A 13,755-nucleotide genomic window follows, 5' to 3' on the forward strand; every position below is an offset into this window, starting at 1 on the left:
GTTGTTATGAAATTTGAATTAAAAAATGAATCAGGTGGAGCTCGAAGGGGCCAGTTAGAATTTAAAAGAGGAACAGTCGAAACTCCTGCATTTATGCCAGTTGGAACATATGGAACGGTCAAGGGAATGACGACTGAAGAAGTTGAATCAATTGGTGCAGAAATTATTTTAGGAAATACTTTTCATCTATGGTTGAGACCGGGACAAGAGGTTATAAAAAATCATGGAGATCTACATGATTTTATGAACTGGAAAGGTCCAATATTAACTGATTCAGGCGGATTTCAAGTATTTAGCCTCGGCGATATTCGAAAAATAACTGAAGATGGAGTTCATTTTCGTAATCCTGTAAATGGCGAAAAAATTTTTATGGATGCAGAAAAATCAATGGAAATACAAAAAGATTTAGGTTCTGATATTGTAATGATTTTTGACGAATGCACACCATATCCCGCAACTCATGAAGAAGCTCAAAAATCAATGGAACTATCCTTGAGGTGGGCAAAAAGGAGTAAAGCACATTTTAAAAAATTAGAGAATAAAAATGCTTTATTTGGTATAGTTCAAGGTAGTGTATATCCTGAACTTAGGAAGCTCTCGGCAGAACAGTTAATAGATATTGGTTTTGATGGTTATGCTATTGGTGGATTAGCTGTAGGTGAACCAAAAGATGAGATGCGTAAGGTTCTAGAGTTCACGTGCCCCCTATTACCAAAGGATAAGCCTAGGTATTTGATGGGCGTTGGAAAGCCAGAAGATCTTGTTGAAGGAGTTAGAAGGGGTATTGACATGTTTGACTGTGTTATGCCGACAAGAAATGCAAGGAATGGCCATTTGTTTGTTAGGGATGGGGTGATTAAAATAAGAAATGCAAAATACAAAAATGATACATTACCACTTGATGAAGAGTGTGATTGCTATACATGCAAAAATTATTCACGTGCATACCTTCATCATTTGGATAAGTGTAATGAAATTTTAGGTGCTAGACTTAACACCATCCATAATTTAAAATATTATCAGGATCTTATGCAAGGGATAAGAAGTTCCATTGATGAAAATAGATTTGAGGAATTCGTTGAAGAGTTTTATTCAAGACGAAACCTAAATGTACCACCTTTAATTACAAAATAGAAAAGAGGATTTTATGAGTTTTATAAATACTGCATACGCTGATTCTGCTGCTGGCGCGACACAACAAGGTGGCGGAATGCAATTAATTTTAATGCTTGTTGTTTTTGCAGCGATTTTTTACTTTATGATTTACAGACCACAAGCTAAAAAGGCCAAACAGCATCGTGAATTAATGTCTTCACTGAGTAAAGGAGAAGAGGTTTTAACGAATGGTGGTCTTGTTGGAAAAATTCAGAAAGTATCTGAAGGTAATGAGTATATTGTGATCGCACTTAATGATACAACTGAAGTCACAATTAAAAGAGACTTTATCACCTCTGTGCTTCCAAAAGGAACAATACAATCTCTTTAACAACTTTTGCTTATTAAAAGTTTGTTTCATTAACAGATGTTTAAAGATTTTTGTTGTTGAAAAGTATGAAAAAAAGAGTTCTGTTATACAGAACTCTTTTTTTAAAGAAAAATCAAAAGCTAATATTTAAATTTATTGTAATCAACGATTTCAACTAAACTTATAATAATGTAGTGCAATCACGAGATTAACTACATTGTTTAAATTGAGATTATGCTAAATTTTTTAATATTTCCCTAAGTAACTTAACATTTGAACAAACTATATTGCCTGTTTTTAAATATTGTGCGGATCCGTTGAAGTCTGTGCATATTGCGCCAGCCTCACGAGCAATTAGTTCACCAGCTGCTATATCCCACGGTTTTAACCCATTTTCTATATATCCATCTGTTCTACCTGATGCTACATAGCATAAATCAAGTGCTGCTGAGCCCAGTCTTCGAATATCGTAAGATTCAGAAATGATTTTTTCTGAATAATTGTTAGAGTCTTTTCTGGAACCAATTGAAATTAAAGCTGATGTCAACTGAGGTACAGAGCTAATTCTAATTCTTTGATCATTTAATTTTGAGCCAGTTCCTCTAATAGAAGAGAAAAGTTCATTTTTTACAGGGTCATAAACAACACCAATTTCTGTTCGTCCTTTAACTTGAAGAGCTATTGAAACACTAAAATGTGGGATATCTCTAATGAAATTAAATGTACCATCTAAAGGATCGATAATCCATCTATATTCGGTATTACTACCATTATGAACACCTGTTTCTTCACCAGTGAAGCTATGATCGGGGTAAGCTTTTTTGATAGTTTCAATAATTAATTCTTCACAGTATAAATCAATATTTGTAACAAAATCATTTTTACCTTTTTGTTTCACTTCAATAGATTTTTTATTTTCAAGTGAACTTGAAATTGCATTTCCTGCTAGTCTAGCAGCACGAATAGCAATGTTGAGCATTGGTTGCATCATATATCTCCACAAATTTTAAAGAACAGTTTATTATAGTATGAAAAGCTATTCATGCAAACATAATAATACTTTATTGTTGTCTTTTCTGATATGATGACTATCAATTAAATAATTGAAAAATAAGTCTATAAAAATGTTAGAAAATGTAAAAATTGTACTTGTTAATACATCGCACTCTGGAAATATTGGGTCCGTGGCTAGAGCGATGAAAGTTATGGGATTGAAAAGTTTATTTTTAGTCAATCCTTTATGTGAAATTGATGATAAAACGAAAGCTCTTGCTTCTAGTGCAAATGATATTGCTAACAATGCTGTAAAGTTCGAGTCTCTAAAAGATGCGGTTCAAGATTGTCATTTAGTTGTAGGTGCAAGTGCCCGAAGTAGAAACATGCAATGGCCTCTCTTAGAGCCTTCTAGCTTGGCTGAAAAAACTATGAACCTGATTAATCAAGATAAAAAAGTGGCAATAGTATTTGGCAATGAACGTGTTGGTTTAACTAATGAAGAAATAGAGCATTGTAATTATCAGATGATTATACCGGCAAATCCAGAATATAGTTCATTAAACTTAGCAATGGCGGTTCAAATTACATCATACGAACTTTGGAAATCATACATTTCTAACTCAAAGGATAAAGTTGCAGATAATAATTTACAAGCTTCAAACCAAGAATTTAATATGTTATTTGAACATCTGATCAGTACATTAGATGATGTTGGTTTTTTGCAAAAATCTCAAGGGAATACAATTCAATCAAAACTAAAAAAAATTTTTATAAAAGCAAACTTAGAAGAGCAAGAAGTGAACATTTTAAGAGGTGTGTTATCTTCAATTAATAAATTTACAAAATAAGTTACAATTTATAACATAAAGAATACTTGATTAATTTAGTCAGGAATGTAAAATATATGTAATAATTAGTATTACTGGGTCGAACAATGAAATTGACAACAAAAGCGAGATATGCAGTTACAGCGATGTTGGATTTAGCGATGCATTGTTCTAACAATGACACTGCCATAACATTATCTGATATTGCTGAAAGGCAAGATATTTCTTTGTCATATCTTGAACAACTATTTTCAAAACTAAGAAGAGCAGGTTTAGTAAATAGTATTAGAGGACCTAGAGGTGGTTATGTACTTTCTAAAAGTCCAGATTTAATAGATATTGCTCAAATAATTGATGCTGTCGAAGAGTCTGTTGATGTGACTAAATGTTTGGGAGGCTCTGATTGTCAATCAGGAAAAATGTGCTTAACGCACTCACTCTGGGATGCACTTAGTCAAAAAATAAAGACTTTTTTAGAAGAAGTAACACTAGCTGAATTAATCCTAAATAGGGATAAATCACATTTTTTTACTGATAATTTAACAAAAAACCAAATAAACACGAAAACTTTATAGTTTGAATTTTCGGAGATAATAGATGAAATTGCCAATATATCTTGATTATAATGCGACAACTCCTGTTGATCCAAGAGTTGCCGAAAAAATGAAAGAGTACCTTACTATAGATGGATGTTTTGGAAACCCATCTTCACGTTCACATAAATTCGGATGGCAAGCAGAAGAAGCTGTTGATCATGCAAGAGAACAAATTGCGAATTTGTTAAACGCTGATCCAAGAGAAATAGTATTCACCTCTGGTGCTACTGAATCTGACAATTTAGCTATAAAGGGAGTAGCAGGCTTCTATAAGAAAAAAGGTAAGCATATAATTACTTTAAAAACTGAACATAAGGCGGTTTTAGATACTTGTCGCCAGTTAGAAAGAGAAGGTTACGAAGTTACGTATTTAAGCCCCGAATCTAATGGCTTACTTGATTTAAATAAATTCAAGGATGCTATCAGAGAAGATACTATTTTAGCGTCTATTATGCATGTAAATAGTGAGATTGGTGTTATTCAGGATATTGCTACTATTGGTGATATATGTCGAGATAAAGGTATCTTATTTCACGTAGATGCTGCTCAATCTGCAGGTAAACTTCCGATTGATGTGAAAGAAATGAAAATAGATTTACTATCCATTTCTGGTCACAAAATATATGGACCAAAAGGAATCGGTTGTTTGTATGTTAGAAGGAAGCCTAGAGTGAGACTTGAAGCTCAGATTCACGGGGGAGGACATGAGCGTGGTATGCGATCTGGCACCCTAGCAGTTCATCAAATTGTTGGTTTTGGTGAAGCCTGTGAAATAGCAATGAATGAAATGGAACAAGATCATCAACACACTTTAATGTTAAGGACTAGATTACTTGATGGCTTGAAAGGTATAGATGCAATGCATATTAATGGTGATTTAGAGCAGAGGATTTCTACCAACATTAATATTAGTTTTGAGTTTGTTGAAGGTGAGTCATTACTCATGGCATTGAAAGACTTAGCAGTATCTTCAGGTTCAGCTTGTACATCTGCTAGTTTGGAGCCATCTTATGTTTTAAGAGCAATTGGAAGAAATGATGAGTTAGCGCATAGTTCTATAAGATTTGGTTTTGGTCGATTTACTACAAAAGAAGATGTTGATTTTGCGATTTCCAAAATTAGCGATGCAGTTAATAAACTCAGACAAATGTCACCACTTTGGGAAATGCATAATGAAGGCATAGATTTAAATACAGTAGAGTGGTCTCATCATTAATTAGAATTTTAGAGGTAAATTATGTCATATAGTAAAAAAGTATTGGATCATTATGAGAATCCTAGAAACGTTGGATCAATGGATAAAAATGACCCTAACGTTGGTAGTGGTATGGTTGGTGCGCCAGCATGTGGTGATGTCATGAAGCTTCAAATTAAGGTTAATGATGCAGGTATCATTGAAGATGCTAAATTCAAAACTTATGGTTGCGGCTCAGCGATAGCATCAAGCTCTTTAGTTACAGAGTGGGTCAAAGGCAAGTCTATTGAAGAAGCCGAATCTTTGAAAAACTCTGCAATTGCAGAAGAACTAGAACTGCCGCCAGTTAAAGTTCACTGTTCAATATTAGCAGAAGATGCTATCAAAGCAGCAGTCAAAGACTACAAAAATAAAAAAAACAGCTAGGTTTGTAAGGTAAAATATGTCAATAACTTTAACTGATAACGCTGCTAGTCGAATCTCCTCTTTTTTAGAGGATAGAGGCAAGGGTATTGGACTTCGCTTAGGTATCAAAACTCATGGCTGTTCGGGTATGGCTTATATTCTAGAGTTTGTAGATGAAACCGACGAATATGACAATATTTTCGAAGTCAAAGGTCTCAAAATAATCGTTGACGATAAAAGTCTTGTATATATAGATGGCACCGAATTGGATTTTCGTAAGGAAGGATTGAATGAGGGTTTCGTTTTCAACAATCCGAATGCATCTGGCGAATGTGGGTGTGGTGAGAGTTTTACTGTTTAATTAATATTATTGAGTATTATGAATTATTTTAAATTATTCGACATTGAACAAAGTTTTGATGTCGATTTATCAACACTTCAAAAAAAGTATTTCAACCTTCAAAACACTTTCCACCCTGATAAATATAGCACTGCATCAAGCAGAGATAAATTGTTAGTTCTTCAAAAAACCTCAGAGATCAATGACGCATACAATGTTTTGAAAAACCCAATTTCGAGGGCTGAACATTTACTAAATATAAATGGAATACATTTTGATTCCAATAAAACTATTGCTGACGATACTTTTTTATTTGAGCAAATGGAGCTTCGTGAGACAATAGAGGAAGTATCTAATGACATTGAAAATATGCAAAATAAACTTGAGGAATTATCTCAATATGTAGATGCAAAATATAACAAAATTCTTGAACAATTAAATGAATTAATAGGCATCGAAAATTGGAATCAGGTTTTTTTGGAAGTACAGAAACTAAAGTTTTATTCGAAGTTAGTTACTGAGATTGAAGATCTTGAAGATAAGATTATTTAAATATTAGGAAAATTATGGGATTACTACAAATATCTGAACCAGGCCAACAAAATGCAACAAAATTTAAACAAAAAATTGCTGTGGGTATTGACCTCGGGACTACTAATTCTTTGGTAGCAAAAGTTTTCAATGATCGTCCTGAAATTATTGAAAGTGATGATAAACAAAACACAACAAGGTCAGTGGTTTACTATGGTGTTGAAGACGTGAAAGTTGGTAATGAGGCGCTAAAGTACAACGAGTCGGATCCTTTAAACACAATTGTTTCAGTGAAACGATTCATGGGTTGTTCCAAAGCAGAAATCAATAATACAGCGGCATTGTCCTATAACTTAAAATTTAGTGATTCGGGTCTTCCTTCTTTTGTAACAAATCAAGGCATTAAAAACCCAGTTCAAGTATCATCGGATATCTTAAAACATCTGATAAATACAGCTGAAAATCAACTAAATAAAAATATTGAAGGTGCTGTAATTACAGTACCAGCTTATTTTGATGATACTCAAAGAGCTTGTACAAAAAAAGCAGCTGAACTTGCTGGAATCAATGTGTTAAGGCTTTTAAATGAACCTACAGCAGCTGCGATTGCTTATGGTTTGGATACCAAAAGTGAAGGAAATATTCTAGTTTATGATTTAGGTGGCGGTACTTTTGATGTATCCATTCTTAGATTGCATAAAGGTGTTTTTGAGGTTCTTGCAACAGGTGGTAATTCAAGTTTAGGTGGAGATGACTTTGATGATTTAGTTGTCAACTGGCTTTTAAATAAACTTGATATAGATAAGAGTAACTTATCAAGCTCAGAAGTTAGAAAAATTGTTAATTTGTCAACTAAAGCAAAAGAACAGCTTTCACACACAAATGAATTTACATTTAATATTTTTGACAAAAATATAATTTTCACAAGATCAGACTTTAATTCGCTAATTATGCCTTTAATAAAAAAGACTTTATCTTCTTGTAAAAAAGTCCTCAGAGATTCTCAATTAAAGGCACAAGATATATCTAGTATTGTTATGGTTGGTGGGTCTACAAGAGTTCCTCTAGTTTTAAGCGAAGTGGAGTCGTTTTTTAATTCAAAGCCACTTTCAAATATAAATCCTGATGAGGTAGTTGCACTTGGTGCGGCAATTCAAGCCAATGTTTTGATTGGTAATAAGTCTGATAATGAGATGGTCCTTTTAGACGTTATACCTCTATCTCTAGGTGTTGAGACTATGGGTGGCATGGTTGAAAAAATTATTTCTCGAAACACAACAATACCAATTGCTCGTGCTCAAGAATTTACAACATTTAAAGATGGGCAGACAGCAATGTCTATACATGTACTTCAGGGCGAAAGAGAAATGAGTGCTGACTGTCGTTCTTTAGCTAAGTTTTCTTTTAAGGAAATACCTCCAATGGTTGCTGGTGCCGCAAAAATCCAAGTTACATTCAAAGTCGATGCTGATGGTTTATTATCAGTTAGTGCTAAAGAATTAACTACTGGGAGGGAATCAAGTATTGAAGTTAAGCCATCTTATGGCTTAAACGAAAATGAAATTGCGAGTATGATTAAGGAATCGATGTCAAATGCTAAGATTGATCGAGATGCAAGAGCTTTGGCAGAACAAAAAGTAGAAGCTGAGAGAGTACTTGAGGGATTGATAAGTGCATTAAAAAAAGATGGTGATGCATTATTGACAGCAAATGAAAGAAATAATTTAGAGTCATCCATGATGCTGTTATATAAATCATTATCTGGTCAAGATATCAAAGAGATAAAACGTTTAATCAAACAAACTGATGAATTAAGCCAAGATTTTGCTGCCAGAAGAATGAATCAGTCAATAAAATCTGCTTTAACTGGAAAATCAATAGACGAGATTTAAGAAATGCCAAAAATAAAAATATTACCTCACGAAGAACTTTGTCCTATGGGTGCTGAATTAGATGCGAATAAAGGAGACACTGTTCTTGATGTGGTTTTGAAAAATGGGATTAAGTTAGAACATGCTTGTGAAAAATCTTGTGCATGTACTACTTGTCATGTCATTATTAAAAAAGGTTTTGATTCACTAGAGGAAAGTAGTGAGCTTGAAGATGATATGCTTGATAAAGCGTGGGGACTTGAACCAGAATCAAGACTTGGTTGTCAAGCTAAAATAGAGGATCAAGACTTAACAGTCGAAATCCCCAAATATACAATAAATTTAGCCGCAGAAAATCATTAAAAAGGAGCATACTGATGAGCTTACAATGGATTGATTCACTTGACATTGCAATAGAGCTTTCGGAAAAATTTCCAGAAGTTGACCCAAGAACGATAAGATTTACTGATCTAAGAGAATGGATAATTGAATTAGAAAAATTTGATGACGATCCTAACCATTGTAGTGAAAAAATATTAGAAGCAATTCAAATGTGCTGGATTGATGAAATTGACTAATTTTTTCATATTTAGATAAATAATAATATTGAGGCTATATAATATGTCTGTAGATAGAATTTTTATAAGACTTACAGAAAATAATACATGTCCTAAATGGGGAGAAACAACTCACTTATCATTTAGTGATGATGCAATCATAATTCACGTATCGGACTCTGACACTAAAAACATAATTCAAAAGTCTGCAAGAAAAATAGATAATTTAGGGATTAAAAATGTTTATCTCGAAGGTGGCGAGTGGCAATTAGAAGAAATATGGGCTTTTTTTCAAGGTTATAATAACCCTAAAAATAATAATCAAATGGAATGGAATCAACTTGAACAACAGGAACAAAATGAGCTATTAAATCGAATCAGTGTAAGTAAATGGTCTATGGGATTAATAAACCAAAGTCCAAGTGAATTGTTCCCAGCAAGATTAGCTAATGAAGCCGCGGAGTTTATTAAAAATATTGCTCCAAACGATGTTTCATATAAAGTGATTAAAGGTATTGATTTAGTTGATGAAGGTTGGAACGGCGTTTATTCTGTTGGAAAAGCATCTGATAACTCGCCTTGTATGTTAATATTAGATTACAATCCTTCTGGAAATGATGATGAAGAGGTTTTTGCCTGTCTTGTTGGGAAGGGAATTACTTTTGATAGTGGAGGTTATAGTATTAAACCATCAGCTGGCATGTTAACGATGAAAGCTGATATGGGGGGAGCAGCATTAGTTTCTGGTGCATTGGCCTTAGGAATTTTAAGGGGCTTGAAAAAAAGAGTTAAATTAATACTATGTTGTGCTGAAAACATGGTTTCTGGTAATGCTCTTAAATTAGGAGATATTATTGAATATAAAAATGGCGTAAGTGTTGAAGTTTTAAATACTGATGCAGAAGGTAGATTAGTGCTGGCTGACGGTTTGATTTACGCTAACTCTCAAAATCCCAAATATATTATTGACTGTGCTACTCTTACTGGTTCTGCAAAGGTTGCGCTAGGTAATGATTACCATGCGATCTTTAGCTATGACCATGAATTATCTCAAAAATTACTATTTTCTGCTAGTGAAGAAAAAGAAGGGTTTTGGCCGCTGCCATTGGCAGATTTTCATAGGAATAGGATTTCATCTTCTTTTGCTAATATCGCAAATGTCCCGAGCACTAATCCAGGACCGGGCCATTCTGTTGCCGCAGCATTTTTGTCTTATTTTGTAGATGATTACAAAAAAAATTGGTTACATGTAGACTGTAGTGCTACATACAAAGCCTCGGCTTCTGATAAGTTTAGTATCGGGGCTACTGGAATTGGTATAAGAACAATAGCGAATTTTTTACAAAAATTGAATTAGAAGGATGAAATGATGGATAAACAGCAAAAAACTTTAGGAATAATAAAGCCGGACGCTGTAAAAAGAAACAAAGTTGGGGAAATAATTTCAAAAATTGAAAAAATAATTTTAAAATTGTTGCAATAAAAACAGTACATCTAAATTATGAACAAGCTAAAAGTTTTTATGAAGAACATACTGGTAAACCTTTCTTCAATAATTTAATTGAATATATGGTTTCAGATCAGATATATGTTTTTGTTTTAACAGGTCCAGAAGTTGTTAATCAATTTAGAGCTTTGATCGGCAAAACTAACCCTTCTGAGGCTGCGCTAGGAACAATTAGAGCTGAGTTTGGCATAAATAACACGGAAAACTCTATTCATGGATCAGACAGTGAGCATTCCGCTGAGCAGGAGATAGCTTTCTTTTTTTCAAATCCCGAAATCATATCTTAATTTTAAAAAATTAGCATATTTTACAAATTATTGATAAAATGTGCTTGTTTTAGGTTGTTTTGTAATTGGGTAGTATCAGTGTCAAGTTCAAAAGTAAATTTATTAGATTTTAACCGTCAATCTCTCCGTGACTTTTTTGTTAATCAATTAGATGAAAAGCCATTTAGAGCTGAACAAGTTATGAAGTGGATATATCATTTTCATTGTTCTGACTTTTCTAAAATGACAAACTTAAGCAAAAGCTTAATCAGTAAATTAGAATCTAAAGCTTGTATAGAGGCACCTCAAATATCAAAAGCACAATACTCTAGTGACGGAACAATAAAATGGGCTATTAAAGTTGATGGAAACCAAGATATAGAAACAGTCTATATCCCTGAAAATGACCGTGCTACGTTATGTATATCTTCTCAAGTTGGCTGTGCTCTTGATTGTAAGTTTTGCTCAACTGGTAAGCAAGGTTTCAATAGAAATCTTCGTGTATCTGAGATCGTAGGACAGATATGGAGAGCGACAACTGAAATTAAAGATAAAATTAAAACATCTCGAAAACCAATAACAAATGTTGTCATGATGGGAATGGGTGAACCATTATTAAACTTAAATAATTTGATCCCAGCTCTAGAAATTATGCTTGATGATTTAGGTTATGGTTTATCTAAAAGAAGAGTAACAGTTTCAACTTCAGGAGTAGTTCCAGGTCTTGAACAAATGATTGGTAAAATCGATGTGGCTTTGGCCATTTCTCTTCATGCGCCTACTGATGAATTAAGAAATTCATTTATGCCAATCAATAAAAAATATAATATTGATTTATTTTTGAGTACGGTAAAAAGATATATTGATAGCTCTAATGCTAATAGAGGAAAAGTTACTGTTGAGTATATTTTGTTAGATCATATTAATGATGGCCCAGAAGAAGCCATAGACTTAATTAATCTTTTAAAAGATATACCATGTAAAATTAACCTAATTCCTTTTAATCCCCATCCAGGTTCTGATTATGATAAACCAAGTAATTCAAGAGTGGATAGGTTTCAAAAAACACTGATGAAACATGGATTTACTGTCACTATTAGAAAGACCCGTGGTGATGATATTGATGCTGCTTGTGGTCAGTTAGCTGGTGATATTTTAGATAAAACAAAACGTGCTTTAAAGAATAAAAAACAAATTCAAATCAAAGAATTATAAATAGTCTAAGATTAATTTAGAATGCAAAAATGATAGATTAAATGAACTCATTACATGAAGAACTTCTAAAGGTTGAATTTAAGATTTTAAGAGAGTCAAAAGGGATTAGCCAATTGGAAATTGCGCATAAGTTAAGAATTAACTTAAGTGTAATTAAAACCATTGATGATAAAGCCTTTGATAAAAGTAACTTAGATGTTTATTTGATAGGTTATATGAAGGCTTATGCAGGAATTTTAAATATACAGGTTTACACACAAGAAAAAAATAATTTAGTAAGTAGTCCTGATTTGCGTGATTTTTCAAATAGAAATAAAAAAATTAATTTTAACTTTTTCTTGTTAATTTTTGTTTTAATTATTTTCTTGTCCATTCTCTTTTTATATTTTCAAAGATTAGAAGAGCAAAACAAGCGTAAAAACATTGAATTAAACAATGCACAACCCATTTCACTCAAAAAAAAATTAGTTGTACCAACGATTGATTATGATGCTGTTAAACATTTGTTCAAAATAAATGATAATCACATACTGAAGATGTATAATAGTCCTTTATACAATAAATTAGAATATAAAAAGTTTTCGAACAAAAATATTGATTATTTTAAAAAAATTACCAGTCCAGATGAAGTAGAGATACTTTTTTCAGGAAATTGCTGGGTTGAGATTTATGATAAAAACTTAAAAAAACTTTTTTTCGGATTACAAAAACAAAAACAAACTCTTATTGTAAGTGGATCACAACCATTGAAATTTATTTTTGGAGCACCAGGTAATGTCAAAAAAATGTTTTTCAAAGGAAAAAAGGTTGATTTAAATAAGTTTAATCCAAATAAAGTTGCAAAGTTTTCTTTACCGAATGAAGAGCTAATAGATGATTAATAAAAATAATATTGTTAGAAGAAAGTCCAAAAAGATATATGTTGGCAATGTTCCTATTGGTGGAGATGCCCCTATTGCAGTTCAATCAATGACAAATACCAAAACAACAGATGTAATGGCAACTGTCAAACAAATTCAAGATCTTGCAAAAGCTGGAGCTGATATTGTGAGAGTATCTGTTCCTACAATGGAAGCAGCTGAAGCGTTTAAACTAATAAAAGAACAAGTTAAAATTCCACTTGTCGCTGATATCCACTTCGATTATAGGATAGCTTTGAAGGTTGCGGATTATGGTGTAGATTGTCTTAGAATAAACCCCGGAAATATTGGAAAAGAGGAACGTATTAGAGCTGTTATTGATAAGGCTTTTGAAAAAAACATACCGATAAGAATTGGAGTAAACGGAGGTTCTTTAGAAAAAGATATCCAATCTAAATATGGAGAGCCAACAGCAGAAGCATTAGTTGAGTCAGCGATGAGGCATGTTGATATTTTACAAAAATATAACTTTGATAATTTTAAAGTTAGTGTTAAAGCGTCGGATGTTTTTTTAGCAATTGATGCGTATAGATTACTCGCAAAAAAAATTGATCAGCCTCTACACCTTGGTATAACAGAGTCAGGTGGCTTAAGATCTGGTTCAATTAAATCAGCTGTTGGACTAGGTATTCTTCTATCTGAGGGGATAGGAGATACTTTAAGAGTTTCTTTAGCTGCAGATCCCGTGCATGAAATAAAAGCTGCATTTGATATTCTTAAATCTCTGAAAATTAGAGCTAGAGGAATAAATTTTATTGCATGTCCAACTTGTTCAAGACAAGAGTTTGATGTTATAGGTACTATTAATACTTTAGAAGAAAGGCTCGAAGACATTACTGTACCAATGGATGTATCCATAATAGGTTGCGTTGTTAATGGACCCGGTGAGGCTGAAGTTTCGGATTTAGGAATTGCGGGTAGTAATAATAAAAGCGCATTTTATGAAGATGGAAAACGTCAGCGCGAACGATTTGATAATGGCGAAATTATTGAACGGTTAGAGAAGAAAATTCGTGCAAAGGCAAGCATGATTTCAAATAAATTAAATATAAAAGAATATTAGT

Annotated in this window: 16 protein-coding genes and 1 pseudogene; 16 read left to right on the forward strand and 1 reads right to left on the reverse strand. The window is 32.9% G+C overall.

What is annotated here, in order from left to right:
• Positions 1-6 precede the first annotated feature (6 nt).
• Complete coding sequence (gene tgt / locus CF386_RS05135; protein ID WP_089073766.1) at positions 7-1,134, forward strand: tRNA guanosine(34) transglycosylase Tgt; 1,128 nt, start codon at positions 7-9, stop codon at positions 1,132-1,134.
• A gap of 13 nt (positions 1,135-1,147) precedes the next feature.
• On the forward strand, positions 1,148-1,486 hold the full coding sequence (yajC, locus tag CF386_RS05140; RefSeq protein ID WP_089073340.1) for a preprotein translocase subunit YajC: 339 nt from the start codon (positions 1,148-1,150) through the stop codon (positions 1,484-1,486).
• Between the two features lie 211 nt (positions 1,487-1,697).
• Here the strand turns inward: yajC and CF386_RS05145 are convergent, their stop codons facing one another.
• Positions 1,698-2,453 (reverse strand): inositol monophosphatase family protein, encoded by a 756-nt coding sequence (locus CF386_RS05145; protein ID WP_089073341.1) that lies wholly within the window; start codon positions 2,451-2,453, stop codon positions 1,698-1,700.
• A 136-nt stretch (positions 2,454-2,589) separates the two neighbouring features.
• Here CF386_RS05145 and CF386_RS05150 point away from each other — a divergent pair, with 136 nt between their 5' ends.
• The 14 genes and pseudogenes from CF386_RS05150 to ispG all read left to right on the forward strand — a co-directional run bounded on the left by CF386_RS05150 (position 2,590) and on the right by ispG (position 13,754).
• The gene (locus CF386_RS05150) at positions 2,590-3,309 is read left to right on the forward strand and encodes an RNA methyltransferase (RefSeq protein ID WP_089073342.1); all 720 of its coding nucleotides are present in this window, start codon (positions 2,590-2,592) and stop codon (positions 3,307-3,309) included.
• Positions 3,310-3,395: 86 nt separating this feature from the next.
• Positions 3,396-3,863 (forward strand): Rrf2 family transcriptional regulator, encoded by a 468-nt coding sequence (locus CF386_RS05155; RefSeq protein WP_089073343.1) that lies wholly within the window; start codon positions 3,396-3,398, stop codon positions 3,861-3,863.
• Between the two features lie 22 nt (positions 3,864-3,885).
• Entirely contained in the window at positions 3,886-5,100 is a 1,215-nt protein-coding gene (locus CF386_RS05160; protein WP_089073344.1) for an IscS subfamily cysteine desulfurase, read from the forward strand.
• Positions 5,101-5,121: 21 nt separating this feature from the next.
• Positions 5,122-5,505 (forward strand): Fe-S cluster assembly scaffold IscU, encoded by a 384-nt coding sequence (iscU, locus tag CF386_RS05165; RefSeq protein WP_089073345.1) that lies wholly within the window; start codon positions 5,122-5,124, stop codon positions 5,503-5,505.
• A gap of 16 nt (positions 5,506-5,521) precedes the next feature.
• Entirely contained in the window at positions 5,522-5,845 is a 324-nt protein-coding gene (gene iscA, locus CF386_RS05170) for an iron-sulfur cluster assembly protein IscA (protein WP_089073346.1), read from the forward strand.
• Positions 5,846-5,863: 18 nt separating this feature from the next.
• Positions 5,864-6,376, forward strand: coding sequence for a Fe-S protein assembly co-chaperone HscB (gene hscB, locus CF386_RS05175; protein ID WP_089073347.1), 513 nt, complete (start codon positions 5,864-5,866; stop codon positions 6,374-6,376).
• 14 nt (positions 6,377-6,390) lie between these two features.
• A complete protein-coding gene (gene hscA, locus CF386_RS05180; RefSeq protein ID WP_089073348.1) occupies positions 6,391-8,247 on the forward strand; it encodes a Fe-S protein assembly chaperone HscA in 1,857 nt (618 codons plus the stop codon).
• Between the two features lie 3 nt (positions 8,248-8,250).
• The gene (gene fdx / locus CF386_RS05185; RefSeq protein ID WP_089073349.1) at positions 8,251-8,589 is read left to right on the forward strand and encodes an ISC system 2Fe-2S type ferredoxin; all 339 of its coding nucleotides are present in this window, start codon (positions 8,251-8,253) and stop codon (positions 8,587-8,589) included.
• 14 nt (positions 8,590-8,603) lie between these two features.
• Complete coding sequence (gene iscX / locus CF386_RS05190) at positions 8,604-8,804, forward strand: Fe-S cluster assembly protein IscX (protein WP_089073350.1); 201 nt, start codon at positions 8,604-8,606, stop codon at positions 8,802-8,804.
• Positions 8,805-8,847: 43 nt separating this feature from the next.
• Complete coding sequence (pepB, locus tag CF386_RS05195; RefSeq protein WP_089073351.1) at positions 8,848-10,140, forward strand: aminopeptidase PepB; 1,293 nt, start codon at positions 8,848-8,850, stop codon at positions 10,138-10,140.
• A gap of 12 nt (positions 10,141-10,152) precedes the next feature.
• Positions 10,153-10,577, forward strand: a pseudogene (gene ndk, locus CF386_RS05200) (nucleoside-diphosphate kinase).
• 78 nt (positions 10,578-10,655) lie between these two features.
• Positions 10,656-11,771, forward strand: coding sequence for a bifunctional tRNA (adenosine(37)-C2)-methyltransferase TrmG/ribosomal RNA large subunit methyltransferase RlmN (locus tag CF386_RS05205; protein ID WP_089073352.1), 1,116 nt, complete (start codon positions 10,656-10,658; stop codon positions 11,769-11,771).
• A gap of 41 nt (positions 11,772-11,812) precedes the next feature.
• Positions 11,813-12,652 (forward strand): RodZ domain-containing protein, encoded by an 840-nt coding sequence (locus CF386_RS05210; protein WP_089073353.1) that lies wholly within the window; start codon positions 11,813-11,815, stop codon positions 12,650-12,652.
• On the forward strand, positions 12,645-13,754 hold the full coding sequence (gene ispG, locus CF386_RS05215) for a flavodoxin-dependent (E)-4-hydroxy-3-methylbut-2-enyl-diphosphate synthase (RefSeq protein ID WP_089073354.1): 1,110 nt from the start codon (positions 12,645-12,647) through the stop codon (positions 13,752-13,754). The genes CF386_RS05210 and ispG overlap by 8 nt, the downstream gene beginning before the upstream one ends.
• Position 13,755 lies beyond the last annotated feature (1 nt).

Origin of the sequence: Paraphotobacterium marinum (assembly GCF_002216855.1) — a bacterium.
GTDB classification, from domain to species: Bacteria; Pseudomonadota; Gammaproteobacteria; order Enterobacterales; family Vibrionaceae; genus Paraphotobacterium; species Paraphotobacterium marinum.

Bases quoted from the DNA above. Each gene is read 5' to 3' on its own strand.
- yajC (WP_089073340.1), top strand. From the start codon at position 1,148: ATGAGTTTTATAAATACTGCATACGCTGATTCTGCTGCTGGCGCGACA.
- hscA (WP_089073348.1), top strand. From the start codon at position 6,391: ATGGGATTACTACAAATATCTGAACCAGGCCAACAAAATGCAACAAAA.
- CF386_RS05145 (WP_089073341.1), bottom strand. From the start codon at position 2,453: ATGCAACCAATGCTCAACATTGCTATTCGTGCTGCTAGACTAGCAGGA.
- CF386_RS05150 (WP_089073342.1), top strand. From the start codon at position 2,590: ATGTTAGAAAATGTAAAAATTGTACTTGTTAATACATCGCACTCTGGA.
- CF386_RS05160 (WP_089073344.1), top strand. From the start codon at position 3,886: ATGAAATTGCCAATATATCTTGATTATAATGCGACAACTCCTGTTGAT.
- iscU (WP_089073345.1), top strand. From the start codon at position 5,122: ATGTCATATAGTAAAAAAGTATTGGATCATTATGAGAATCCTAGAAAC.
- tgt (WP_089073766.1), top strand. From the start codon at position 7: ATGAAATTTGAATTAAAAAATGAATCAGGTGGAGCTCGAAGGGGCCAG.
- CF386_RS05210 (WP_089073353.1), top strand. From the start codon at position 11,813: ATGAACTCATTACATGAAGAACTTCTAAAGGTTGAATTTAAGATTTTA.
- CF386_RS05155 (WP_089073343.1), top strand. From the start codon at position 3,396: ATGAAATTGACAACAAAAGCGAGATATGCAGTTACAGCGATGTTGGAT.
- iscX (WP_089073350.1), top strand. From the start codon at position 8,604: ATGAGCTTACAATGGATTGATTCACTTGACATTGCAATAGAGCTTTCG.
- pepB (WP_089073351.1), top strand. From the start codon at position 8,848: ATGTCTGTAGATAGAATTTTTATAAGACTTACAGAAAATAATACATGT.
- iscA (WP_089073346.1), top strand. From the start codon at position 5,522: ATGTCAATAACTTTAACTGATAACGCTGCTAGTCGAATCTCCTCTTTT.
- ispG (WP_089073354.1), top strand. From the start codon at position 12,645: ATGATTAATAAAAATAATATTGTTAGAAGAAAGTCCAAAAAGATATAT.
- hscB (WP_089073347.1), top strand. From the start codon at position 5,864: ATGAATTATTTTAAATTATTCGACATTGAACAAAGTTTTGATGTCGAT.
- fdx (WP_089073349.1), top strand. From the start codon at position 8,251: ATGCCAAAAATAAAAATATTACCTCACGAAGAACTTTGTCCTATGGGT.